Origin of the sequence: Mesorhizobium sp. L103C105A0, from assembly GCF_000502215.1 — a bacterium.
Classification (GTDB): domain Bacteria; phylum Pseudomonadota; class Alphaproteobacteria; order Rhizobiales; family Rhizobiaceae; genus Mesorhizobium.
Genome location: NZ_AYXF01000014.1, coordinates 1 through 23,599, shown reverse-complemented (window position 1 = coordinate 23,599; position 23,599 = coordinate 1). Strand labels below are relative to the sequence as shown.

General features: G+C 62.5%; 21 protein-coding genes and 2 pseudogenes. 12 read left to right on the top strand and 11 right to left on the bottom strand.

The genetic code is table 11. The annotated features are described in order from the left end of the window. Nucleotides 1–25: 25 nt before the first annotated feature. Complete coding sequence (locus tag X727_RS138980) at nt 26–829, bottom strand: MipA/OmpV family protein (RefSeq protein ID WP_023734252.1); 804 nt, start codon at nt 827–829, stop codon at nt 26–28. Between the two features lie 212 nt (nt 830–1,041). Here X727_RS138980 and X727_RS138985 point away from each other — a divergent pair, with 212 nt between their 5' ends. From X727_RS138985 to X727_RS139000, 4 genes are all read left to right on the top strand, one after another. After that, nucleotides 1,042–1,347, top strand: a complete 306-nt coding sequence (locus X727_RS138985; protein ID WP_023689559.1) for a metalloregulator ArsR/SmtB family transcription factor — start codon at nt 1,042–1,044, stop codon at nt 1,345–1,347. Then, on the top strand, nt 1,344–1,826 hold the full coding sequence (locus X727_RS138990) for an SRPBCC family protein (protein ID WP_023694759.1): 483 nt from the start codon (nt 1,344–1,346) through the stop codon (nt 1,824–1,826). The genes X727_RS138985 and X727_RS138990 overlap by 4 nt, the downstream gene beginning before the upstream one ends. 12 nt (nt 1,827–1,838) lie before the next feature. Next, nucleotides 1,839–2,252, top strand: a complete 414-nt coding sequence (locus X727_RS138995) for an MAPEG family protein (RefSeq protein ID WP_023671536.1) — start codon at nt 1,839–1,841, stop codon at nt 2,250–2,252. Nucleotides 2,253–2,380: 128 nt separating this feature from the next. Beyond that, nucleotides 2,381–2,935, top strand: a complete 555-nt coding sequence (locus X727_RS139000) for an HdeD family acid-resistance protein (RefSeq protein WP_023671535.1) — start codon at nt 2,381–2,383, stop codon at nt 2,933–2,935. Between the two features lie 29 nt (nt 2,936–2,964). On the opposite strand, the gene X727_RS139005 is transcribed toward X727_RS139000, so the two are convergent. Continuing rightward, entirely contained in the window at nt 2,965–3,948 is a 984-nt protein-coding gene (locus X727_RS139005; protein ID WP_023694758.1) for a bifunctional riboflavin kinase/FAD synthetase, read from the bottom strand. Nucleotides 3,949–3,957: 9 nt separating this feature from the next. Next, nucleotides 3,958–4,818, bottom strand: a complete 861-nt coding sequence (locus tag X727_RS139010; protein ID WP_023671533.1) for a TIGR01459 family HAD-type hydrolase — start codon at nt 4,816–4,818, stop codon at nt 3,958–3,960. 335 nt (nt 4,819–5,153) lie between these two features. Here X727_RS139010 and X727_RS139015 point away from each other — a divergent pair, with 335 nt between their 5' ends. The 4 genes from X727_RS139015 to X727_RS139030 all read left to right on the top strand — a co-directional run bounded on the left by X727_RS139015 (nt 5,154) and on the right by X727_RS139030 (nt 10,668). Next, a complete protein-coding gene (locus tag X727_RS139015) occupies nt 5,154–7,043 on the top strand; it encodes a pilus assembly protein (protein ID WP_023694757.1) in 1,890 nt (629 codons plus the stop codon). 187 nt (nt 7,044–7,230) lie between these two features. Continuing rightward, nucleotides 7,231–9,204: a pilus assembly protein gene (locus X727_RS139020; protein WP_023705732.1), complete on the top strand. Its 1,974-nt coding sequence runs from the start codon at nt 7,231–7,233 to the stop codon at nt 9,202–9,204. 155 nt (nt 9,205–9,359) lie between these two features. Continuing rightward, entirely contained in the window at nt 9,360–9,992 is a 633-nt protein-coding gene (locus tag X727_RS139025) for a LysE family translocator (protein ID WP_023705731.1), read from the top strand. 139 nt (nt 9,993–10,131) lie between these two features. Next, a complete protein-coding gene (locus X727_RS139030) occupies nt 10,132–10,668 on the top strand; it encodes a CAP domain-containing protein (protein ID WP_023682979.1) in 537 nt (178 codons plus the stop codon). A 29-nt stretch (nt 10,669–10,697) separates the two neighbouring features. On the opposite strand, the gene X727_RS139035 is transcribed toward X727_RS139030, so the two are convergent. The 5 genes and pseudogenes from X727_RS139035 to X727_RS1000000167085 all read right to left on the bottom strand — a co-directional run. Next, nucleotides 10,698–13,316, bottom strand: a complete 2,619-nt coding sequence (locus X727_RS139035) for an EAL domain-containing protein (protein ID WP_023835103.1) — start codon at nt 13,314–13,316, stop codon at nt 10,698–10,700. Between the two features lie 333 nt (nt 13,317–13,649). Next, on the bottom strand, nt 13,650–15,185 hold the full coding sequence (locus X727_RS139040; RefSeq protein ID WP_023694754.1) for a DHA2 family efflux MFS transporter permease subunit: 1,536 nt from the start codon (nt 15,183–15,185) through the stop codon (nt 13,650–13,652). Between the two features lie 349 nt (nt 15,186–15,534). Then, on the bottom strand, nt 15,535–16,728 hold the full coding sequence (locus X727_RS139045) for an HlyD family secretion protein (protein ID WP_023835102.1): 1,194 nt from the start codon (nt 16,726–16,728) through the stop codon (nt 15,535–15,537). Beyond that, complete coding sequence (locus X727_RS139050) at nt 16,725–17,195, bottom strand: MarR family transcriptional regulator (RefSeq protein WP_023705728.1); 471 nt, start codon at nt 17,193–17,195, stop codon at nt 16,725–16,727. The genes X727_RS139045 and X727_RS139050 overlap by 4 nt, the downstream gene beginning before the upstream one ends. A 126-nt stretch (nt 17,196–17,321) precedes the next feature. Beyond that, nucleotides 17,322–17,530: pseudogene (locus X727_RS1000000167085) on the bottom strand (iron chelate uptake ABC transporter family permease subunit); the annotation flags it as partial. 129 nt (nt 17,531–17,659) lie between these two features. On the opposite strand from X727_RS1000000167085, the gene X727_RS139055 reads away from it, so the two are divergent. After that, the gene (locus tag X727_RS139055) at nt 17,660–18,490 is read left to right on the top strand and encodes an AraC family transcriptional regulator (RefSeq protein WP_023835101.1); all 831 of its coding nucleotides are present in this window, start codon (nt 17,660–17,662) and stop codon (nt 18,488–18,490) included. Nucleotides 18,491–18,496: 6 nt separating this feature from the next. Here X727_RS139055 and X727_RS139060 read toward each other — a convergent pair whose 3' ends face one another. Both X727_RS139060 and X727_RS139065 read right to left on the bottom strand, forming a co-directional pair. Continuing rightward, nucleotides 18,497–19,432 carry a helix-turn-helix domain-containing GNAT family N-acetyltransferase gene (locus tag X727_RS139060; protein ID WP_023752081.1) on the bottom strand — a complete coding sequence of 312 codons (936 nt, stop codon included), beginning with the start codon at nt 19,430–19,432 and terminating at the stop codon, nt 18,497–18,499. Between the two features lie 79 nt (nt 19,433–19,511). Continuing rightward, a complete protein-coding gene (locus tag X727_RS139065; RefSeq protein WP_031204688.1) occupies nt 19,512–20,771 on the bottom strand; it encodes an MFS transporter in 1,260 nt (419 codons plus the stop codon). Nucleotides 20,772–20,941: 170 nt separating this feature from the next. Here X727_RS139065 and X727_RS139070 point away from each other — a divergent pair, with 170 nt between their 5' ends. Further along, nucleotides 20,942–21,568: a TetR/AcrR family transcriptional regulator gene (locus X727_RS139070; protein WP_023835099.1), complete on the top strand. Its 627-nt coding sequence runs from the start codon at nt 20,942–20,944 to the stop codon at nt 21,566–21,568. Here the strand turns inward: X727_RS139070 and X727_RS139075 are convergent. Next, complete coding sequence (locus tag X727_RS139075; RefSeq protein WP_023715203.1) at nt 21,565–22,434, bottom strand: hypothetical protein; 870 nt, start codon at nt 22,432–22,434, stop codon at nt 21,565–21,567. The two genes, X727_RS139070 and X727_RS139075, sit on opposite strands and share 4 nt — an antisense overlap. 82 nt (nt 22,435–22,516) lie before the next feature. Here X727_RS139075 and X727_RS139080 point away from each other — a divergent pair, with 82 nt between their 5' ends. Both X727_RS139080 and X727_RS139085 read left to right on the top strand, forming a co-directional pair. Then, nucleotides 22,517–23,314, top strand: a complete 798-nt coding sequence (locus X727_RS139080; protein ID WP_023835098.1) for a methyltransferase domain-containing protein — start codon at nt 22,517–22,519, stop codon at nt 23,312–23,314. A gap of 184 nt (nt 23,315–23,498) precedes the next feature. After that, a pseudogene (locus X727_RS139085) lies at nt 23,499–23,599 on the top strand (co-chaperone GroES); the annotation flags it as partial.

Here is a 23,599-nt window from a genome sequence, read left to right as displayed (position 1 = left end):
ATAAAGCGTCTCTTGTTCGATTCACTTACATCGCGAAGTCGAAGCGATAGGTGGTCGAGACGCCGACCGTGAACTGGTTACGGTCGCCGCGCTCCTTGACCAGGCTGGAATCGGCGGCCGGGCCCGTCAGGCGCGCATATTCGCCGAACAGGCTGGCGGTCATCGGATCGGTCACCTTCCAGGTGATGGCGCCACCAAGGCCGGTCGATTTCAGGCCGCCGCCAGGATGGTATTCGCTCAGGCCCGAGGCCGCAGCCTCCTTGGCGTTGACACCATAATAAGAGTCGAAATAGCCCGACGAGGCAAAGGACACGCGTGGTCCGCCCGAAATTCTGACAGTCGGCGTCACGTCGTAGAAAGCATCGGCGGCGATGTCGGCGACAAAGCCATCATGGGCACGAATGCCATGGCGCAGTTCGGCGCGGGCGCGCAGCCAGTCCGTCGGATAGATTTCGAAGAAGCCGCCGACCTCACCGCCCCAGCGCACCGGGTCGAGGCCCTTGAGCTCATCCTTGCTGTCGCGGGAAAACAGGAATTTTCCGGTCAGGCCGGCGCGGACGCCGCCATCGTCGACCAGCGCCAGCGAGATGTTGTCGTTGCGCGAGCTAAAGCGTGCGGCCGGGCCGGCCTTGCCCAGCGAGATGATCGGCGATGCGCTGAGCAGATAGCTGTTGGAGCCCTCGAATTTCGGCGCGACCATGCCGGTGGCGCCAAGCGTCAGGTACCAGTCGCCGGACATCCAGCCGAAGGCACCCTCGCCCGCATTGGCGGTGGACACAGTGAGCAGCGCCGAGGCGAGAAACAGCGGAATCGTCCAGACAATACGCATCATCACCCCATACGCGAAACAAAACGGAGAGAACACCCGGCAGCCAAAGCCATGGCGCCGGTTCGGTAAAATTTGACTTAAAATCTACAGCAGTGGCGGCAACTGCGACCCTGTTTTTTGCGCTGTGGCCCATTTGAACAGGGCGCCGCCGGGCCTGTGGCGAGTTGACAGAAATAGCGAGGTTGCCTAAATTCGCGTTAGTGCAGACTAACATGAACAGATGGACAGCGCTTGGCGACCCGACCAGGCGGACGATCTTCGAACTGCTGGTCGAACAACCCTGTTCGGTCGGGGAATTGGCTCGTGCGCTTCCTGTCACCCGGCCGGCGGTCTCGCAGCACCTGAAGGTGCTCAAGGACGCCGGCCTCGTGGCCAACACACGGCTAGGCAAGCAACGCATCTACCGGGTCGAACCGGAAGGCTTGGCCAGCCTGCGCGCCGAACTCGACCGGTTCTGGAGCAAGACCTTGGCGGCCTACAAAGTGGTCGTCGAACAGCCCTTGAAGGAGCAGGAATGAGCACGCATCAACCGCCCGTGAGGCACTCCATCCTTGTCGAGGCTACGATCGCACATGCCTTCAAGGTCTTCACCGAGGACTTCGGCAGTTTCAAACCCAAAGAGCATAACCTGCTTGCGGTGCCGATCGCGGAGACGATCTTCGAACCCCGCGTTGGCGGTCACGTCTACGACCGCGGTGTGGATGGCAGCGAGTGCCGCTGGGCACGGGTGCTGGCCTACGAGCCGCCGAACCGACTGCTTCTGAGTTGGGATATCAGCCCTCAATGGCAGATCGAGACCAATCCGGACAGGACCAGCGAGTGGGAAGTCCGGTTTACGGCGGAGACGAATAGCCGGACCTGCGTCGAGATCGAGCATCGCAATCTCGAACGTCATGGCGAAGGCTGGGAAGGCGTGCGCTTTGGGATTGACGGTGATCAAGGCTGGCCGCTGTATCTCAGGCGATTCCAAGATCTTTTTGCCAGCAAGGTGACCTGAAGGAGCACAATTATGGAACCCTATTGGCTAAGCATCCTCGGTGTACTGATCCTCTGTCTTTTGTCAGTCGCGCTGGCGGTTTACTCGGGTTCGTCCAAGGGATTTGCCGGAGCGCTTTCCGGTCCGGTGATCCCGGCCGACGACGCCAATCTCCTCTACAGGATCGACCGCGTGCATATGAACTCGGTCGAGGCGCTGGCGCCTTTTGTCGTCCCGGCGGTGCTGGCCATGATGGTTGGCGTTGGGTCGGCCACGTTGGCGACCATTGTCTGGGTTCATGTGGCGATACGCCTGCTTCACCTGGGGGTTTACCTACGCGGCGGCAATGCCGCCAAGGGTGGCAGTGTCAGAACGATCGTCTACGTCTCTGGAGCGATCGTCACGCTTGTCCTCGTCCTTGTGACTGGGTGGGCTGCCATAAATTGACACGTACGCGCGAGCCTCAAGCCACCGACGCTTTGTTTGTTTGCTAGCCGTCGCCATCGGCTGGACGTCCGCTACAGCCGGGGCTAACCTCCCGGCAAGGTGCCAGGCGATTTCGAGGAGATGCAGCCATGACCCTGCACGGTGATACCCTGAAAGATGCGATCGGCCGGACACGGGACAAATGGGGGTGGTTCGTCGCGCTCGGCGTGCTGCTGCTCATCTTCGGCGGCATTGCCTTCGGCAATCTGTTCATCGCCACCGTCGCCTCGGTCTATGTCGTGGGCTGGCTGATGCTGATGGCCGGCATCATCGAGATCGTGCATGCCTTCGGCGTGAAGACCTGGAGTCGCTTCTTCTATTGGCTGCTCAGCGGCCTGCTTTATGCCGTTGCCGGTTTCTTTGCCTTCGACAATCCGCTGCTGGCCTCGACGGTGCTGACCTTGCTGCTGGCGGTGGCGCTGGTCGCTTCAGGCGCGCTCAGGGCCTGGGTCGGCTATAGCCACCGACCGGAAAAGGGCTGGGGCTGGGTCGTCGCGGCGGGCCTGATCAGCGTGCTGGCGGGGCTGACCATCGCCATGGGCTGGCCGGTCAACAGCCTGTGGGTGCTCGGCCTGTTCCTGGCCATCGACCTGATCTTCCAGGGCTGGAGCTTCATCGCTCTCGGACTGGCGTTGAAGAAGTAGGGGCTTGAAGAGGTAAGCGGCCGGAAGGCTCAAAAAGCGATGGCGCCGTCCAGATCCGAAAGCGGCCTGACGCCGGCCAGCAGCGCGCGCGCCTCCGCCTCGTCGCGCTTCATTTGTGCCACCAGCCCATCGAGCCCATCGAACTTCACCTCGGGACGCAAAAAGCCGAAGAGCGATACGTCGCAGATCTCGCCATAGAGATCGCCGGCAAAGTCGAAGACGAAGGTTTCGAGCAGCGGCGCGCCATTGTCGTCGACAGTCGGGCGACGCCCGAAGCTGGCGACACCATCATAGAGCGTGCCGTCGGCGCGGCGAAAGCGGACGGCATAAATCCCTTCCTTCAGAGTCGTTTCCGGCGAAAGCCTCATGTTGGCTGTCGGGAAGCCGAGCGTGCGGCCGAGCTGCTGGCCGCCGATCACTTCGCTTTCGACGGTGAAGCGGTAGCCGAGCAGGCCTGCGGCCTCGGCGACCTCTCCCTCGCAGAGCAGCTCGCGGATACGGCTCGACGACACCACCTCGGCGCCCTCGTCGCGAAAGGCGTCGACCAGGGTGACGCCGAAACCATGGCGCTCGCCTGCCGCCATCAGAAACGCAGGACCGCCCTGCCGGTCCTTGCCGAAGTGAAAATCGAAGCCGGTGACGGCATGGGTGATGCCGAGGTTCGTCTCCAGCACATCGGTCACGAAAGCCTCGGCCGACAGGCCGGCAAAGGCGCGCGTGAACGGCTGTTCGACGAGTGCGGCAAAGCCCAGATGCGACAGCAGCCGCGCCTTCATCGGCGGCGGCGTCAATACGAACAGCGGCATATCGGGCCTGAACACCTTGCGCGGATGCGGCTCGAAGCTCAGCACTAGCGCCGGCACGCCGCGCCGCCCGGCTTCGGCAAGCGCGCGATCGAGCACCGCCTGGTGGCCGCGATGGACGCCGTCGAAATTGCCGATCGCCACCACGCCGCCGCGCAAATGCGGCGGCAGCGGCGCGGTTGCTGAAATGTGTTCGAAAGCTGCGCTCATGCAGCAACCCTACCGCAGTCTCGGAATGACGGCGACCGGCCGGTAGCCGTGCTTTTGCAGAAAGGCTGCAAGCCTGGCGGGGTCCGGCTGCATGGGATCGCCATAGTCGCGCGCGTGAATGCCGCCCGAGACGTAAAGCACGTCGATGCCGTTGTCGGCGGCGCCCTTGACGTCGGTCATCATGCCGTCGCCGATGGCCAGCACCTCGGTGCGCGCGACGTCTCGGCCTAGAAGCACGGCAACCTCCCGCAGCGCTACGTCATAGACCGGCGCATAAGGTTTTCCGGCGATCAGCGTGCGGCCGCCAAGCTGGGCATAGTCGCGCGCCAAGGCGCCGGCGCACCAGATCATGCGCTCGCCGCGTTCGACCACGATGTCGGGATTGGCGCAGATGAAAGGCAGGTTCCTGGCGCGCAGCCGGCGCAGCAGATCGGCGTAATCCTCAGGCGTTTCCACCTCGTCGTCGAACAGCCCGGTGCAGACCGCGCCGGAGGCCTCGAACTCCTCGACGAGCTCGACGTCCAGACCGTCATAGAGGGTGAAATCGCGGTCGGCGCCGATATGGAAGATTTTTCGTGGGCCTTCGGCGATAAGGTCGCGGGTCACATCGCCTGAGGTCACGACGCGGTCGTAGGCGGCGGCGGGAACGCCGATCGCATTCATCTGCGCCACCACATCGGCATTGCGGCGCGGCGAGTTGGTGATCAGGACGACCGGGACCTTCGCCGCACGCGCGGCGGCAAGCGCTTCGGCAGCCGCCGGAAAATGCCATTCGCCATTGTGGATCACGCCCCAGACATCGCACAGGATGGCCGAGTAGGCGCCCGACAAATCCGCGAGCGAGCCGATGATATCAGGCGAATCCGCCATGCCGTTTACCTGCTGTGACGATCATTGCGAGAGCTGCAGCCGACGGTCCGCCGCAACCGGCCCCGCATTAACCGAAGCGTTTCATCCTGTCACCAGCTTTTCGGCACTTGCCAGGCTGTTGCGCAACGGCTGATCGAAGGTTGCACAGGCAGGAACCACCCTTCTCCGAGCTTCGGTCTATCGAAACAATGTCGCACCGCTGATCACCAGGGCCGAGTGGTTAACGAGCCTTGAAAAGATGGGCCCATGTTGAACGCATTTCAGCAACCTGAAATTTAACGATTTTGTGGGCATCTTCGGACCGATATTGGGGTCCTGGCAGGGGTGCTGAAGGCATGATCCGCAGATTTCTGAACGACAGACGCGGCAACTATGCCTTGATGACAGTGATCACCATGGTGCCCTTGATGGGCGCGCTGGCGCTTGCCATCGACTACACCGATCTCTTGCGCCAAAAGCAGAACATGCTGAACGCGCTGGATGCCGCCGGGATTGCCACGGCACAGCAGATCGTCACCGGGGCGACCGACACGGCAGTCAAGGCCTATGCGAAGGATTTCTTCGAAGCCAATCTCGGCCGCGTCAAAGCAGCCAATACGGCCCTGACGGTGACGCTTCCCAACAACAACGCAGGTGGTGGCACGCTGAAGCTGTGCGCCGAATTGACGTACCACCCCTATTTCCTGCCGGCAGCGGCCATGATGATCGGAAGAACCGCCGCCGACGTCACAACATCGGCATGCTCGGAGATCCGCCTCAAAAACACGCTGGAAGTGTCTCTCGTGCTCGACAATTCCGGCTCTATGAGCATCAACGGCTCCGGCACCGGCCAGCCGCGAATAGATTTGCTCAAGAAGGCCGCGACCGAGCTTGTCAATACAATGGCGCTCCAGGCCGCACAAATGAAGCAGGTGACCAAGCCGGTGCAGTTCTCGCTGGTCCCGTTTTCTGCGTCGGTCAATGTCGGCGCTCCGATCCCCCCGGCTCCATTGCCGACGTGGCTGGACACGACCGGCATTTCCCCGATCCATCATCAGAACTTCGATTGGTCGACGATGACAGCGGCGGCAAATGCCACCAAATGGATCGAAAAAGTAGGCAGCGTTTACTACCAGCGCGGCACGGGCTGGGGCACTGACAAAGACAAGGAGATGACGCGTTTCACCCTCTATCAGGACATGATGGCAACGACCTGTACGAAGAAAAACTCGAACGGCACTTGCAAGACCTCCGTCGTCGCCAAATACGAAGCCTGGAAGGGCTGCGTGGAGGCGAGGCCGTATCCCTATAATGACGACGACACGTCGCCGACCACTGGCACGCCCGCCACCATGTTCGTGCCGATGTTCGCGCCGGACGAAGCTGGCAATTTCTGGACCGACACAACTCGCACCAGCACATCGACGTGGGGTTACGCCAACAATTGGTGGATCGATTATTCCGACACGCTGACTGTCCCCAAACGCCAGGCGGATATGCGCAAGTATTTTCTGACAAAGCCCTGGGACGCAGCAGCCGCTGCGGCCGATGATGGACCCAATTCGGCATGCACGACCGCCGCGATCACGCCGTTGCAGGACATAACCACCACCGATGGCAAGAAAATCCTGACGGATGCCATCAATGCCATGGCCCCGACGGGCAACACCAACGTGCCGGAAGGGCTGGCCTGGGGCTGGCGGACGGTGTCGAGCAACGAGCCTTTTACGCAAGGCCGGCCGAACACCGAAAGAGGCAACGACAAAGTGGTCATCGTCCTGACCGACGGCGCAAACACCTATAGCATCGGCCCCAGCAACGACATGACCAGCAACTACGCCAAGAATGGATCGACCTACGCCGCCTATGGCTACACCGGCCCTAATTTTCCGAAGCCAGTGGAGCCTGCGACCCGCCTGTTCGTCAACACGACCGTCGCCAAGACAACCTATACGGCGACCAACTACACGGCCGCGCTTGACGAGCAGATGCAAACCCTTTGCGCCAATGCGAAGAATTCGAACATTCTCTTGATGACCGTCTCGCTCGACCTTGTTAGTTCCAAGCCGGCGGAAAAGACTGCCATAGATGCGCTCAAGAAATGCTCCTCGGATTCGCGCTTCCGCAAGGATCCGACCGACCCGAGCAAACCGGCGAAGCTGTACTGGAACGCGACCGGCGCCACCTTGTCGCAAAGTTTCAAGGAAATCGCCGACGAACTGTCGAACCTGCGCATCGTCAGCTGATCGGCGCGATCTTTCGAACAAGGCGCTCCGCCTCGGCGGGGCGTTTTGCGTTCGGCAGCTGGCGCATTTGGTTAGCGCCTGGTGAAGCGCTATCCGCGCAATCGAGCAGTTTCCCAAACCCGTCCTTCAACGTTTTGTGAAACTGTGGCGGCATTGAAGAATCCGCAGGCGGGGCCGCTTACATCACATGCGTGAACTCTGGCGCACATTCCGGCGTGACTTCTGGCGTGACCGCCGCGGCAATTACGCTCTGATGACCGTTGTGGCGATGGTGCCACTGATGGGCGGCGTGGCCATGGCCGTCGACTACACCGGCGTGGTCAGCGAGAAGCAGAGGGTGGTCAACGCGCTCGACGCCGCCAACTTCGCCACCGCGCGCCGGCTGGTGGAAGGCGCCACCGACGACCAGTTGCGGGCCTATGCGCTCGACTTCTTCAAGGCAAACCTCAACGACGTCGATCCCGCCGACACGACGCTCAGCGTTACGCTGCCCAGCAGCACGACCGGCGGCGGCATCGTCAAGCTGTGCGCCAGCCTGGTCTACAAGCCCTATTTCCTGCCGGCAGCGGCGATGCTGATCGGCAGGACGTCGGAAAACGTCACCTACTCCGTGTGTTCGCAAGTCCGGCTGAAGAACACGCTGGAAGTGGCCATGGTGCTCGACAATTCGGGGTCGATGTCGAACACGGGCACGGGTGCCGGACAAAAGCGCATCGACCTTCTCAAGCAAGCCGCCAAGCAGCTCGTCGACACGCTTGCCTTGCAGGCCGCGATGATCAAGCAGATCGACAAGCCGGTCCAGTTCAGCCTTGTGCCGTTCGCCGCCTCGGTCAATGTCGGCGCCAGCAACGACAACGCGTCGTGGATCGACGCCTACGGGCTGTCGCCCATCCACAATGAGAATTTCGCCTGGTCCACCCTTAACGCAGCCGACAAATATGCCCAGAAGATCGGCGGCATCTGGTACAAGAAAGGCACTGGCTGGGGTGAGCAGGAGGGGCAGATGCTGACCCGCTTCTCGCTCTACCGCGACATGAAAGTGGTCACCAGCCACGAGCGCATCGTCGGCAGCAAACGCGTGGTCTGCGACAAATATCGTGCCAATCATACATGCTCGGACAGCCACAACGAATACGACTACAACGACACATACGGACCGTTCGCCAGCTGGCAGGGCTGCGTCGAGGTCCGTCCCTACCCCTATAATGTCACCGACGCGCCGGCCTCCGGCGGACCGAACAACACCGGCACCGGCGTCGGCGATCCCGCGACCATGTTCGTGCCGATGTTCGCGCCGGACGAGCCGGGCAATCATTGGTACATAACGCAGGACCCCGACGAGGTGGCCCCCAAGACCTATGGCGCAGCCAACAGCTGGTGGAACGACGATCCGGCGAGCACCACCGGCAAGACCAGGCAGTCCAACATGGCCAAGTATTTCCAGCCACGGCCGATCAATGCTCCGGTGCTGGGGACGGGTGCAGGTCCGAATTACAGCTGCACCACCACGCCGATCACACCGCTGACCGACGTCGCCAACGCCGCCGGGCTGACCAAGATCAAGGCAGCAATCGACCTGATGGCGCCCAACGGCAACACCAATGTGCCGGAAGGCATGGCCTGGGGCTGGCGCACCGTCTCCAGCACGGAGCCTTTCACAGGAGGACGTCCTGAGACGGAACGAGGCAATGACAAGGTGGTCATCGTGCTCACCGACGGCGAGAACACCTATTCGACGGTGAGTTCCGACCCCGCCGGCAACAAGTCGACCTATGCCGGCTATGGCTATACCGGCGTTGGCTACAACGGCACTGCGGTCACCCGCCTGTTCGGCGGCACGTCGAGCGCCATCGGCCAGCTCAACTATTCGTCGAGCAACTACACCGCCGCGCTCAACGAGCAGATGGCGACGCTGTGCAACAACGCCAAGGCGGCCAACATCATGGTGATGACGGTGGCGCTCGATATGTCGACGACCGACGCCGGCGACAAGAGCGCGATGGAGGCACTGAAGACGTGCTCGTCGGACTCGCGCTTCCGCAAGGATCCGACCGACCCGAGCAAGCCTGCAAAACTGTTCTGGAACGCGACCGGCGCCACGCTGTCCGACAATTTCAAGGAAATCGCCAACGAGCTCTCGAACCTGCGCGTGGTGAGCTGAGGGTTGAAGCTGCTGATCTTCCCCCTTGCGGGGGAAATTGGCGGCTTCGCCGCTTTCGCCAATTTTCGACGCTGGCGCAAAGTCTCCGGCCATCATGCTCTTGCGGTGAGTCAAAACGCGTGCTCGGTATCGTCACCGCTTCCCGGAGATTGCCCGTGCCCGAAACCGCCAACCATCTAGCCTTCGCGCTGGTCTGCCTGGGCATGGTGCTGACGCCCGGGCCGAACATGATCTACCTGATCTCGCGCTCGCTGTCGCAAGGCCCCAAGGCCGGGCTGATCTCGCTCGGCGGCGTGGCGGCCGGCTTTCTGTTCTATGTCGTATCGGCTGCGCTGGGCATCACCGCGCTGCTGCTTGCCGTGCCGTTTGCCTATTACGCACTGCGCATTGCCGGCGCGCTCTATCTGCTATGGCTCGCCTGGCAAGCAGTGCGGCCCGGCGGGCGCTCACCATTCCAGGTGCGCGAACTGCCGAAGGACAGGCCGCGCAAGCTGTTCGCGATGGGCCTGATGACCAATCTCCTCAACCCCAAGGTGGCGGTGCTTTATCTGTCGCTGCTGCCGCAGTTCATCTCGCTGGGCAAGGGCCATGTGCTGTCGCAGCTTCTGGTGCTCGGCGCCACGCAGATCTCGATCAGCCTGACCGTCAATGCCATCATCGCGGTAACGGCCGGTTCGATCGCCACCTTTCTTGCCGGACGGCCGCTATGGATGGTCATCCAGCGCTGGATGATGGGCACGGTGCTTGCTGGGCTGGCGCTTAAAATGGCGACCGACGCGCAACGCTGATCGACGCAGCGCGCCGAGACTACATCGGCCGCCGACCTTCCCATTCGAATCGGCCGGCCGAACCTGCACGGAGGCCAGCGATTGAGATTTTCGCAGCCCTGCCCGGCAAAAGCCATGATCGCCGCTAAGTCAGGCAGGCATGACAATGATCTGCACCACCAATCACCCGCTCGCGCAAACCCGCTCTGGCGCAGCAAGTCCAAAACCAAACAGGCGCCTACTGCTGATCGGCCTTGCAGCCATGGCCGGCCTCGCTGCTTGCAGCACGGTCTCGGTGCCGACCGGCGAAGGCGCCGGTGTGTCGTCCTCGGCCACCGCGACGCTGGCCGGCATCCGAGCTTCGGCCGGACTGCCGGCGCTGGTGCCGGACGCCCAGCTCGAGCAGGCCGCTCGGCAGCAGGCCGGCTATATGGCCTCACGCGAGCGCATGAGCCACACGACGGGCTGGGGAAAGGATTTCGCGTCGCGGATGAAGGACAATGGCGTGCGGGGCGCCGCCGCCGAGAACATCGCCGAGGGCCGCTTCGACCAGCAGAAACTGTTCGACATATGGATGCATTCGGCTGGCCACCGCCGCAACATGCTCGATCCGGATTTCAGCCGCTTCGGCCTCGCCTATGTACGCGACGGACGCGACAGCGCCATCCGCTACTGGAGCCTGGTGCTCGGAAAATAGCAGCCAGCGGTTACGGCGCGAGCCAGCCGTCAGCCTTTCGCGATCAGCTCGCCGATATCCCCGGCCGACAGGGGTTCGCTGAAATAATTGCCCTGCACCTCGTCACAATTGTTCTTGCGCAGGAAGGCGACCTGGTCTTCCGTTTCGACACCTTCGGCCAGCACCCGAAGGTTCAACTTCTGCCCCAGGGAAATCACGGCGCCAGTGACCGCCTGATCGTTCTCGTCGGTCGCGAGATCGTTGATGAAGGACTTGTCGATCTTCAGCCGCGCCACCGGAAACGTCTTGAGGGCGCTGAGACTGGAATAGCCTGTTCCGAAATCGTCGATCGATATCTGCACGCCGAGCTTTTGCAGTCCGTTCATCGTTGCGACCGCCAGCTCGAAATCCTGCATGATCAGGCTTTCCGTCACTTCGAGCTCGAGATACCTCGCCTCCAGGCCGCTTTCCTTCAATGCGTTGACGACGCGGTCGATCAGGTTCTTCTCCCGGAACTGCCGCGCCGACACGTTGACGCAGACGGTTACGGGCGACAGACCGGCGCGCTGCCAGGCTTTGTTCTGCCGGCAGGCTTCGTGCAGGATCCAGTCGCCGAGCGGCACGATCAGCCCGGTCTCCTCGGCGGTCGGGATGAACATCGCCGGCGAAACCAGGCCTCGCGTCGGGTGGTTCCAGCGCACCAGCGCTTCGACGGCGAAAACCTGCCCCGATCGCAGATCCACCTGTGGCTGATAATGCAGATCGAATTCCGACCGGGCGAGCGCGTTTCGCAATTCCTCCTGAAGCAGGAATTTTTCATGTGCCGTTGAGTTGAACTCCGGGGCATAGAACTGGAAATTGTCGCGGCCGAATTCCTTGGCGCGATACATGGCGGCGTCGGCATTGGCCAACAGCGTATCCGGGCTGGTCCCGTCCTTCGGGTAATTTGCGATGCCGATGCTGGCCGTCGTTCTCAGCCGATGCTCTCCGACAAGAACCGGTTCCGCGATCGCATCCCTGATCGTCTGCAGGGTTTCCGAGACCACATCGACATTGGTGGTTTGGTCGAACAGGACGATGACAAATTCGTCGCCGCCAAGCCGCACGACGGTGTCGGTGGCCTTCACGCATCCAACCAAACGGCTGGCGACGGTCTTGAGGAGTTCGTCGCCGGCATTGTGGCCAAACGTATCGTTCACCAGTTTGAAATTGTCGAGATCGATGAACACCACCGTCATCCAGCGATTGTATCGCTGCGCGTAGAGGACCGCCTGGGAAAGCCGATCCTCCAGCAAAGCGCGATTGGGCAGGCCGGTCAGCGCATCATGGTTGGCCATGAAGTGGATCTGGTCTTCCGCCAGTTTGCGCTCGATCGCGATGCCGGCAATGTGTGTGGTGAATTCGATCAGGCGGGTCTCGGCATGGGTGGGTTCGCGCACGGTCATCGAATACATGGCAAAGGCGCCCAACACGACGCCCCGATGCGACAGGATCGGGGTTGACCAGCACGAACGATAGCCATGGGGTGCCGCCAGTTCGCGGTAATCGTCCCAAAGCGGATCCTGCAGAATATCGGTAACAATGACCGGTTCCCGCCGGTAGATGGCGGTTCCGCAGGATCCCACCTTGGGACCGATGGCCGCCCCATCGATGGCGCTCGTATAGGCTTTCGCCAGGCCCGGCGCCGCACCGTGACGCAAATGAATGCCGTCCTTGTCGAGCAGCAGGACGGAACCGAATATCCCCTTCAACTGAGCCTCGACGAAGCGCATGAGGCGGTCGAGCACGTCCTCCAGCGGCGCGCTCGTGGCAATCATTTCGAGGATCTGCGCCTGCCCGCTGCGAAGGACATCCGCCTGCTTGCGGGCGGTGATGTCGTGGGCGATGCCAACCAGGCCGAAGATTTCATTTTGGCGATTGCGCAACGGCACCTTCGTCGACGAAAGCCATTTGCCGTTCCCCGACGCATCGACGACAAACTCTTCCGCGTCGATCATTGGTTGTCCGCTCTTGAGCAGGCGCTGCTCGACCAGGCGAAATTTCCGCGCAACTTCCGGGGGGTGGAGATCAAAATCGGTCAAACCGATCATGTCGCTGGTCTTGTTGCGGCCGCTATCGGTCGCAAGGGCGCTGTTGACCACGACGAAACGGCTTTGCGTATCCTTGACCCAGAGATAATCGGGCACCCAGTCGATCAGCGCCTGCAGCGAAATGCGCTCGTCGACGATCTGCCGATTGGCGAGGAGTTCAGTGATGTCCTCATGCGTGGCGATCCAACTGCCATCGGGCATGGGCTGGTTACGGATCTGGATTGTGCGACCATCGACAAGTTTGGCGGTCCAGAGCCGCGAAGCCTTGCCCGAATTGATCGAGCGAGCCGTTGCGAGATAGGTGTCGGCGGCCGTCGCCGCCGTGCCGGCGGCAACGCGGCGTTCGACTATTTCGCTCAGTGTCACGCCAGGCCGCAATTCCTCGGGCGCAATGCGGTAGATTTCCGCATAGCGCCGGTTGCTCAGGATCAGCCGTTCATCGGCATCGAAAAAGCAGATGCCTTGCGAAATATTCTCGATCGCAGTCTCGAAGCGCAGGGTCTGCCCTTCGAGACCCGCAATGGTCGTGCGAAGTTCTCCCTCGAGCGTATCGTAGGAAACGTCAGCCAGTCTTGCCAATGCGGCTACGCCCACCGGCCCGCGCGCCCCGACGGATCTTCTGGATGACTTCGTGACCAAACAGACCTCCTCCGGTTTGGCACCTGAAACAAGAAAGGGCCTCTGTCGTGCCAGACGAAAGTCGACTGACAATGTTACAGATGTGCTAATTCAAGATGAACTGTAACGGAATTGGAGGCGTCAGCAACCAGATACCAAAGGTGCAAATGTCATTTCAAATCAACTTCCAACGGCTCATTATCGATATTCTTTTGCACACGCGGGTTTTGACGATCATCCGAGCAACAATCATCAGGGGCAACCAGCTTGCTGCCAGCGCTACCGGCGCCCGCCTCAATCCATATGCGCGGCAGGAGCGGCCGCGCCGGCCGGAGCGGTCTTCGGCTTGCGCAGCAGGAAGACAAACGGAATGGCAACCAGCGTCATCACCATCAGCAGTTTGAAGTCGTTGACGTAGGAGATCATCATCGCCTGGATGTTGACCATGCGGTCCACCTGCGAAAGTGCCGTCGGATCGCCGCCTGCTGCCGCCGGCGAGGCCGCCCACAAATTGGGGTTGAACGGGTTGATGAAAGCCGACAGTTCGGTGTGATTGACCTGCGTGTTGCGCACCATGAGAACCGTCACCACCGACACGCCGATCGACGAACCGAGATTTCGAACCAGGCTGAACAGGGCCGTGGCGTCGGTGCGGAAGCGCACGTCGAGCGTGGCGAAGGCCACCGTCGACAGCGGCACGAACACCATGCCCATGCCGAGGCCCTGGATGACGCCGGAGCTAAGGATCAGCCAATTGTCCATCTGCGGCGTGAAGGAGGACATGGTGTAGAGCGACTGCGCGGTGAGCAGAAAGCCGATGACGACGAGGATCCGGGCGTCGATCCTGCTCATGAGCCGCCCAACGACAAGCATCGAAATCATCGTGCCGACACCGCGCGGCCCCAGGACGACGCCGATGGTCACGGTCGGATAGCCGAAGATGGTCGACAGCATCGGCGGCAGCAGCGACATCGAGGCCAGGATCAGCACGCCCATGACGAAGATGAAGGCCAGACCGGTGACGAAATTGCGGTCGAGGAAGATCTTGGGGTCGATGAAAGGACGTTCCGCCGTCAGTGTGTGGATGATGAACACCCAGAAGCCGGTGATCGAAAGAGCAAGCTCGATCCAGATTTCGACCGAGGAAAACCAGTCGACCTCGCCGCCGCGGTCGAGCAGCAGCTGCAGTGCGCCGACGCCGAGCGAAATCATGGCGAAACCGAAGAAATCGAAGCTGCGTATCCGCCGGGCAATGACCGGCAAATAGGCTGCCATGCCGAGGAAGGCGATGATGCCGACCGGCAAATTGATGAAGAACACCCAGCGCCAGTTGAAATTCTCGGTCAGCCAACCGCCCAGCGTCGGACCCAGGATCGGCCCCAGCATGATGCCGGCGCCCCAGATGGCCATCGCCTGGCCGTGGCGTTCCCTGGGGTTGATGTCGAGCAGGAAGGTCTGCGACAGCGGCACGATGGCGGCGCCGAACACGCCCTGCATCAGCCGGAAGAACACTATGCTCTCCAGGCTCCAGGCAATACCGCACAGCATCGAGAACACGGTGAAGCCGACAACCGCCGCCAGGAACAGTTCCTTGCGGCCGAAGCGGTCGGCCAGCCAGCCGGTCACCGGCGTCATGATGGCAGCGGCAACGATGTAGGAGGTCAACACCCAGTTGATGTTGTCGGGCGAGGCGCCGAGGTCGCCGGTCATGGTCGGCAGCGCGACATTGGCGATCGTGGTGTCGAGCGCCTGCATGACGGTCGCCAGCATCAGCGCCACGGTGATCAAGCCGCGATGCGGCACTTCCTTGAAAGGTTCTGGTGTGGTCATGATGCGGAACTTCCGACAGGTAACAAAAACGTGTACACTAGGTTTCCGGGCGGCGAGGCCTTCTCTGGTGAAGAGACCCTCATCGCGGTGGGACGCGATCTATCGATGTGGGGGTTACATCGATCGAAGGTCTCGACACATCAGGCGCTTGCCGCCCGGAAATCCAAGGTCCGAAGGATGAGCGCCGAAGTGGTCCGGGTTCTGGGCAGGCCGCGATGCGGCCCGGTCCAATCCACCCCTCGTTCAACCTGCCGTCGGACCGATCCTGTCATCTCAACTTCACCTCGCCTGCGGCGGGCGTTCTGCCGGGCCGTGATCCTGCTTTTCGAGATCACGGTCCATTCACAGTCTATTGTGGTTCGCCTGCGGCGGCGTGGCCGAAGATAGCGGGGAACCCGCGGGCCACGCCGGTATCCACCGTAACCGAGGCGCTCATGCCGGTGCGCAGCGCCATTTTGGCGTCGGCATCGGTCAGCTCCAGGCGCACCGGAATGCGCTGCGTGACCTTGACCCAGTTGCCGGTGGCGTTTTGAGCAGGCAACAGCGAAAACTCCGCGCCGGTGCCGGCGCCGATCGCCTTGACGGTGGCCTCGAAAGTTCTGCCCGGATAGGTGTCGACGACGATCTCGGCCTTCTGGCCAGGCTTCATGTGGGTAAGCTGGGTTTCCTTGAAATTGGCATCGATCCAGGTGTCGCCGGTCTCGACCAACGCAAACAGCGGCGTGCCGGAACCGACATACTGGCCGATCTTGAACGAGGAGGCCTGGCTGATGACGCCGTCGGCCGGCGCCTTGACCGTGGTCTGCGCCAGATCGTAGGCGGCCTTGTCGCGCGCGGCGAGTGCGGCCATCACCGTCGGATGCTTGTCGGTCTCGATATCGGGATTGCCGGCGAGAGCCGCCTTGGCGCTGATGATGCCTTGCTCGGCAACGGCCAGTTGCTGCCTGGCTTTGTCGAGATCGTTCTTGGCCTCGTCCAGCGACGATTTGGCGTTGATGCCCTTCTGGGCAAGGTCGGCGGCGCGGTCATACTGCGACTGCGCGTAGTCGACCTGGCTGGCATCGGACTTTTCCTGCGCCAGCGCCTGGCTGTAGGCGGCGCGCAGCTGTTCGATACCGACGCGTGCGACTGCGACCGCCGCGTCGGCCTGCGCCAATGCAATCCGGTAGGGCTCGGGGTCGACGGCAAACAGCACATCGCCCTGCTTGACCTGCTGATTGTCCGAGATGCCGACCTGAACGATGCGTCCGGCGGTGTCCGAGGCGATCGACACCTTGGCCTGCTGCAAATTGGCGTTCTCGGTTTCCTGATAGCGGCCGCCGGTCACCCAGACATAACCGCCACCAATGGCCAGCGCGGCCGGCAGGGCGACCATCAGCAGTAAGCGGCCGAGGCGGCGCTTCTTGACCGGAGCCGGAGCGGGTTGAACCGGGGGAGCCACCGCGACAGGTGCTGCGGCCGGCTGTGCAGGCGCTTCGGCGGCCGGCTTTGCCGGCGTCTCGATCTTGGTTACATTCTCGTCCAGCTTGGCTGCCGCGTTCATGCTGCTGCCCCTTCCGTACTCTTCAAGGACGACGTCTCGCCGTCCGCCAGGTTTTGCACGATGGTGTCCAGCGCCCGGATAAGGACGCGGCGGTCGTCCGGCGAAACGCCGACCAGCGATTCCTCATAAACTTCGCCAGCAAGGCTTTTGACCTCGGCATAGGCCGCGTTCGCCTTGGCTGTCGGGAAGATCATGCGCACGCGCCGGTCAGTTGCGTCGGAGCGCCGCTCGATCCAGCCGCCCTCCTCCATCCGGTCGACGAGGCGTGAAACGCTGATCGGCTCGATTTCGAGAAGTTCGGCGAGGCGAGCCTGGGCGACGCCGGCCTCCTTGGCGACGCGAACCAGAAGCCGCCATTGTGCCGAGGAAAGGCCAAGACCGCTGGCGCGCGCCTCGAAGCGCTTGCGCATGAGGCGCTGCACGTCGTGGATCAAAAAGCCCAATCTATCTATGCCGTCGGAAACCATGAGCGGTATATATTATAAGCGTGCTTACCATTCAAGGCGCCGCATTGCGCCAGAGCCGAAAAAGAGGGATGGCAGCCATGCAGATGCGGTCATGGCACAGTCAATAACGGTTGCGGATGACCTCCCGACCGTGACGTGAATTGCCGTCGAGAACGCCGCGAGGAGAAAGGTCGTCTTGCGCGTCCTCGCCACCGGCACACCTAGGCTTTCGGCGGCACTTTCGCCGGCGGGGAAGGCATCGAGCCGGCGGTGGTTCCACAGGGCATAGGCAAGGATGGTGCCCGCACCCAGCGCGCCCGGATATTGTCCCAGCGAGCCAGGCCGAGGCCGCCCAGCAGCGGCTTTCCACGATGGTGACCTGCCACAGTCGACCAGCGCCCTTCGATTTTACGACAGGCGCAATTTCGATCAAACTGGCCTCGCAAAAAGCCGGCAGCATGGAGTGGCCAAATGAGAGGAGACTCATGAACCCGACCGAGAAAGCGCTGTGGTTTGTCGAGAGCCATTTGCCGGAAGCGATCTCGCTTGAGGATGTCGCGCAAAGCAGCGGCGTCTCGCGCTTTCATGTGACGCGCGCCTTTGGCGCCGCCACCGGCCGTTCGGTGATGGGCTATATGCGCGCGCGCCGGCTGACCGAAGCGGCGCGCAAGCTGGCTTCCGGCGCGCCCGACATCCTCGCTGTCGCGCTCGATGCCGGCTACGCCTCGCACGAAGCCTTCACCCGCGCCTTCCGCGATCAGTTCGGCACGACGCCGGAACTGGTGCGCGCGCAGGGCAGCCTCAGCAATCTCGACCTGGTGGAGCCGATCCTGATGGACCAGTCCTTCCTCGCCTCACTGCCGCCGCCGCGCTTCGAGACCGGCCGTCCCTTCCTCATTGCCGGCCTCGGCGAGCGCTACAGCTGCGAAACCAGTGCGGCCATTCCGATGCAGTGGCAGCGCTTCGGTCCCTTTATCGGCAACATCCCGGGCGAGACCGGCGACGTCGCCTATGGCGTCTGCGTCAATGGCGACGATGCCGGCAATTTCGACTATATCGCCGGGGTCGAAGTTTCGGATTTCTCGGACCTGCCGAAGGAGCTTTCGCGGGTGCGGGTGCCGGCGCAGAAATACGCCGTGTTCACCCATGCCGAGCACATCTCCACCATCCGCCGCACCGTCAACACGATCTGGAACAAATGGCTGCCGGCCTCGGGGCACGATATAGCCGACGGCCCCGAATTCGAGCGCTACGGCCCGGAGTTCGATCCGCGCAGCGGCAATGGCGGGCTGGAGATATGGGTCCCGGTGGCCTGAACGCCGCTACAGCTCCAGGTTCCAGTTCTGGCCGACCAGATCCTTGCCGAAGGCGTGATGGCGCTCTTCGTCCACCAGCCTGAAGCCGGCACTCTCGTAGATGTGGCGGGCGGCGGTCAGGATGTCGTTGGTCCATAGGGTCAGCGTCTTGTAGCCCTTGGCACGAGCAAAGCCGATGCACTCCTGAACCAGCCGCTTGCCGATGCCGAGGCCGCGCGCCGATGGTTCGACATAGAGCAGGCGCAGCTTCGCCACCGCGTCGGATTTGCGCACGACGAAGACCGAGCCGACCACCTCCCCTTGCCGTTCGGCAATCCAGCTGCGTTCCCATTCTGGATCGAAGGATTTTACGAAGGCGCCGAGGATTTCGGCGACCAGCGCCTCGTAGGTTTCGTCCCAGCCATAGTCCTGTGCGTAGATCTGTCCTTGGCGGCGCACCACCCAGCCGATGTCGCCGACCTGCAAGGGGCGCAGCATATACGGCACTTTGGACTCCGGGCTGTCGCTCAGGAGTTGCTGCACCGTCTGCATGGCCTTGACCAGCCGGTCCTGTTCGGCAGCAGGAAGCCGCTCCAGCAAGGCCGCGACCTGGTCATGCGAAGCCCGGTTCAGCGGCGCGAAGGCCTGCCGCCCCACCGGCGTCAGCGTGATCGACGACTGCCGCGCATCCGACGCCAGCGGCGCGCGCGCAATCAGCTGCAGGTGCTCGAACTTCTTCAGGAGCCGGCTGACATAACCGGCGTCGAGGCCGAGATCGCGGATGAGATCGCTGGCGGTCAGGCCATCGCGATGCGCCAGTTCGTAGAGCACCCGCGCCTCGGTCAGCGAGAAGGCGCTTTTCAGCAGGCCTTCGTCGAGCAGACCTATCTGGCGGGTGTAGAAGCGGTTGAAAGCCCGCACCGCGTCGATGCGTTCCTTGCCGGGTTGATGATGGATCGTCATGGGAAGCCTCCTGCCCATCAACGATCGGTCATTTATTTGACTTAGTCAAGTATCGAGGAGATGCTCCCCCGGTCGTGTCTCAGGCGATGGCGCGGCGGCGCCGTGCGATCAGGACGAACAGGCCGAGCAGCACAACGCTGGCCGCAGCACTGGCGGCGGCAAATTCCGGCACCGGCCGAAAATCCTTGCCGTCGATCAGCAGCGATGCCGCGACCGGGCCGATCGCCAGACCGAAAAGCTGGGCCGCCGGCACCAGAAGCACGGCCGTGCGCGTCTCGTCGNCGACCGGGCCGATCGCCAGACCGAAAAGCTGGGCCGCCGGCACCAGAAGCACGGCCGTGCGCGTCTCGTCGGCGGTGATCGCCAGCCGGATCTGATAGGGCACGATGAACAGAAGGATGAAGCCCATGATCAAGGCCGCGACCCAGAAAACCGTCAGGCCGGGGCTGCCGGCGAGCATCACGGAACTGGCGACGGCGACCACGCCGATCGCCACGATGGCGAAGCGGTAATCGATGCGCGCCTCGAAGACGGTAGCCGTCATTGCGCCCAGCACCTGCAATGCGAGGTTGGCCGAGACGATCAGGCCGACGGTGCGGCCATCGATGCCGTATTGTGCGCCAAGTGGCTCGAGAAACGCCCAGACCGAGCCGAAGAACATGAAGTAGCAGAAGACGCTCAGCAAAGCGGCAAGCGAAGGAACGGTCAGCACATTGCTGAACTGTTCCTCCTTGGGCAGGTCGGCATAGCTATCCGGGACGATGAAGGCGACGGCCACCGAGGCGATGCAGACGACGGCAAGAACGATGAAGCCGCCCGCCGATCCGGCGGCCGGGATGACGTAAAGCGCCAGCAGCAGGGCAAGGGCGCATTGCGCCAGGGTCTGAAGGGTGACGAAGAAGCCGCCGATGCGCTCGGCCCGGCGTGAACGGGCGATCAGTTCCGTGGCGACCGCCACCAGCCCACCCTCGGCGAGGCCTGCCACCGCGCGGGCGGCAATCAGCGAGGTCGAGGTCAGCGCATAGGCGGTCGCCCCGTTCGCCAGCGCCAGCAAGAGCAGAAGGACGGCACTTTTCAAGCGCATATTGTGGGCGGACAGCATCATGGCGATGGCCGCCGATCCGATGCCGATGGCGATCATCTCCGCCGTGGCGACCAGCGCGAGTTCGTCACCGCTGACATGCCCTTCGCTGTAGAGCGCGCCGAGAAGCACCGGCTGCAGCCCGAGAATGAGCAGGCCGACCGAGCCGATCCACAATGCCGAGGCGAGTTGCGCCCCAGTGGGGTTGCCGACCAGCCAGTCGCCGTTCCCGGCATCCGCGTTACCAGCAGAAGTCACGGTCGCCTCCCAACGTCCTTGCCTGACGGCAAAAAAACTGACAGTCTGTCAGCATTTAGAAACTGATACTCGATCATATTCGTTTGTCAATCAGTAGCGGGACTTGGCACCAACAAGGCTGGGGATGGTCTTGGCGATCGAATGGTCTGGGCGATCGAGAGGATGGCGGCATGAACGAAGCAGTGCAGATGACGACCGAACCGAGGCGCAGGCCCAAACAGGAGCGCAGCCGCGAGCGCATCGACGCCATCCTGTCGACGACCATGCGGCTGATCGGCGAGAAAGGCATCGACGCCGTCACCATGAAGGAAGTCGGCGCACAGGCCGGCGGGCCGATCGCCACCGTCTATCATTACTTCCCCAACAAGTCGGCGATCCTGGCGATGCTCTACGAGCGATTCTCCGAAGTGAGCCGCGCCCGGCTTGCCGCGATCGTTGCCGACGTCGGCGGGCTGAGCGACGTTATCGCTGCGGCCGACCGGCTGCTCGACGACTACCATGAGCGCGTCGCCGGCGACCCCGCCATTCAGGACCTGCAAAACGCCATCCAGGCTGACAAGGCGCTGAAGAATCTCGACATCGCCGAAACCCGGCACCAGGCGACGATGTTCTGCGACCATGTCGGCCCCTTTCTCGCGCCAGAGCGACGCAATGAGTTCGGCCGTATGGTTTTCCTGATCTTCCAGCTGGCCGGCGGCGTCGTGCGCATGGCGCTGACCCAGGACCAGGAGGAAAGCCGCCACACCATCGAGGACTACCGGTCGATCATCCATACGCAGTTGGGACTGTTTCTCTAGCGCCCGATTCGACCCCGTCCGGTCTGGTGGATGAGGTTTTCGAAGCCGTCGGCCAGGTTGGCTGTGCCGGCGGCAACAATCTTCGACAGGTTCCTGGCGCGACCTGGGGTCTTGTTGGCATCGAGCAGCACGGCCCTGCCCTCATGCACGACAAAGTCGAATTTGCCATAGTCGAAGCCCAGCTTCCGACGCAAGGCGCGCAGTTCGTCGGGAACCGCAACCGGCTGCCGGCGGACGGTGTCGTCGCCCTTGACCAGGCGCTGCGGCGAGACATAGCGGGTGCAGCGCTCCCGATCGCCGCAGAATATCCAGAACCGCGCCGCAAACCCGTCGGGCTCGATTTCGGGAATGAATTTTTCCACGATCAGGTCGGCACGCCTGAAAATCTCCGGCGCCACATCGGCCAGCGAGGCATGCACCTGATAACGGTCGAAGGTCTGAGCGCCCGGGAAAGGCACTGCCTTGCCGGCGCGAACGGATTTTCGGTTGAGCTGCTCCTCGGGCGTCCCCCAATGATTGAGGTTGCTCTTGACGATGACCTGGCCGCTCCAGTTGGCACCCTCCTCGAGGATCGCACCGCTGATGCGGCGCTTGGAAATGTCGGTTGCACCAAGATTGAGACAAATCGGAAATCCGCGCGCGTAGTCGACATAGTCCGATGGCGTCACTGTCGCGTCGACATGCAGGACGGCAATATCGGCGTTATGACTTGCCGAGGGTCCACGCATGATCTGCACGGAGTGACCGCGCCGTTTCAGCTCCGCCAGGACGTCGAACAGCATGTAGGGGCTGTCCTGGCGCAGCAGGAGGCCCCGCCGGCTCTGGAAGCGGTCAAATTCATGCGTTATGACGGCAATGCGGGCCATGGCCTTTCCTGCATGAGGTAACTCGCAAGGCAACCAACAGCCTGGAAGGAAATATGTCCAGCCTTTCCCCAAACCGTTCCGCATGACTGAGCATTGGGACGCAATTCGCCGTCATTGGCGGCTTCTCGGGTCGCCGCTGTGTCCGCCCCCGGAAGCTGTCGCCGCCTATGAGCGCGAACTTAGCCTGCAATCAGTCGATGTGGTGCTGCTCGGGGTCACGCCGGAGCTTGCCGGCCTCGGAAGGCCCATGCTCGCGATCGACGAGTCCACTGCCATGATATCGGGCATCTGGCCGGGCGATACCGCCTCACGCAAGGCGGTGATCGGCAACTGGCTGGAGTTGCCGCTGGGCGACGAAAGCGCCGGGGCGGTGATCGGCGACGGCTGTCTGTCGGCGCTGGACTCCTCGGTTGCACGGCAGGCGCTGCTTGCCGAGATCGCGCGTGTGCTGAAGTCCGATGGGCGGGCTGCATTGCGCGCCTATGCAAGCCCTCAGGTGCCGGACGATCTGCAGGAGGTCCGGGCGCTGACGCTGTCCGGTGGTGTCGCGACCTTCCACGAACTCAAATGGCGCATTGCCATGGCTTGTGCCGGCGGCGATCCCGACCGCGCCATTCCGGTGCGGGCGATCCTCGACGCCTTCGATGCGCTGTTTGCCGACCGGGAGGCCCTTGCCGCGACGACCGGATGGGAGATGCCGGTCATCGGCACCATCGATGTCTATGCGAATTCGCAGACTGTCTACAGTTTCGCCCCGGCGGCGACGCTGGTCGAAGAGGCGAGCCGGTTTTTTGACAGTGTCCGCCTCGCGCCGACAGGGACCTATGGGCTGGCTGAACGCTGTCCGCTTCTGGTGCTTAAATCGCCGCGGCGCCGGTAGGGTCTGCCGTCGGATCGCGGCACGGCTCCAATTGGCACAATTGTGCTCACCGTTCGCCTTGACTCTCGAAAGCCACGCGCTTATTTCAGCGCACGTTAGCACTCTCCCCAGGTGAGTGCTAACGCACATCCGGCACCGCCGGATCGAGGAACAGCTCTCACCGTTCTCATTCGAGGAAGAAAAAATGGCAAAGTCGAAGTTCCGCCCGCTTCATGACCGCGTGGTCGTACGCCGGGTCGAATCCGAATCCAAGACCGCCGGCGGGATCATCATCCCGGATACGGC

Coding starts and splice junctions, on each gene's coding strand:
- X727_RS138980 (WP_023734252.1), bottom strand. CDS start 829: ATGCGTATTGTCTGGACGATTCCGCTGTTTCTCGCCTCGGCGCTGCTC.
- X727_RS138985 (WP_023689559.1), top strand. CDS start 1,042: ATGAACAGATGGACAGCGCTTGGCGACCCGACCAGGCGGACGATCTTC.
- X727_RS138990 (WP_023694759.1), top strand. CDS start 1,344: ATGAGCACGCATCAACCGCCCGTGAGGCACTCCATCCTTGTCGAGGCT.
- X727_RS138995 (WP_023671536.1), top strand. CDS start 1,839: ATGGAACCCTATTGGCTAAGCATCCTCGGTGTACTGATCCTCTGTCTT.
- X727_RS139000 (WP_023671535.1), top strand. CDS start 2,381: ATGACCCTGCACGGTGATACCCTGAAAGATGCGATCGGCCGGACACGG.
- X727_RS139005 (WP_023694758.1), bottom strand. CDS start 3,948: ATGAGCGCAGCTTTCGAACACATTTCAGCAACCGCGCCGCTGCCGCCG.
- X727_RS139010 (WP_023671533.1), bottom strand. CDS start 4,818: ATGGCGGATTCGCCTGATATCATCGGCTCGCTCGCGGATTTGTCGGGC.
- X727_RS139015 (WP_023694757.1), top strand. CDS start 5,154: ATGATCCGCAGATTTCTGAACGACAGACGCGGCAACTATGCCTTGATG.
- X727_RS139020 (WP_023705732.1), top strand. CDS start 7,231: ATGCGTGAACTCTGGCGCACATTCCGGCGTGACTTCTGGCGTGACCGC.
- X727_RS139030 (WP_023682979.1), top strand. CDS start 10,132: ATGACAATGATCTGCACCACCAATCACCCGCTCGCGCAAACCCGCTCT.
- X727_RS139040 (WP_023694754.1), bottom strand. CDS start 15,185: ATGACCACACCAGAACCTTTCAAGGAAGTGCCGCATCGCGGCTTGATC.
- X727_RS139045 (WP_023835102.1), bottom strand. CDS start 16,728: ATGAACGCGGCAGCCAAGCTGGACGAGAATGTAACCAAGATCGAGACG.
- X727_RS139050 (WP_023705728.1), bottom strand. CDS start 17,195: ATGGTTTCCGACGGCATAGATAGATTGGGCTTTTTGATCCACGACGTG.
- X727_RS139055 (WP_023835101.1), top strand. CDS start 17,660: ATGAACCCGACCGAGAAAGCGCTGTGGTTTGTCGAGAGCCATTTGCCG.
- X727_RS139060 (WP_023752081.1), bottom strand. CDS start 19,432: ATGACGATCCATCATCAACCCGGCAAGGAACGCATCGACGCGGTGCGG.
- X727_RS139070 (WP_023835099.1), top strand. CDS start 20,942: ATGAACGAAGCAGTGCAGATGACGACCGAACCGAGGCGCAGGCCCAAA.
- X727_RS139075 (WP_023715203.1), bottom strand. CDS start 22,434: ATGGCCCGCATTGCCGTCATAACGCATGAATTTGACCGCTTCCAGAGC.
- X727_RS139080 (WP_023835098.1), top strand. CDS start 22,517: ATGACTGAGCATTGGGACGCAATTCGCCGTCATTGGCGGCTTCTCGGG.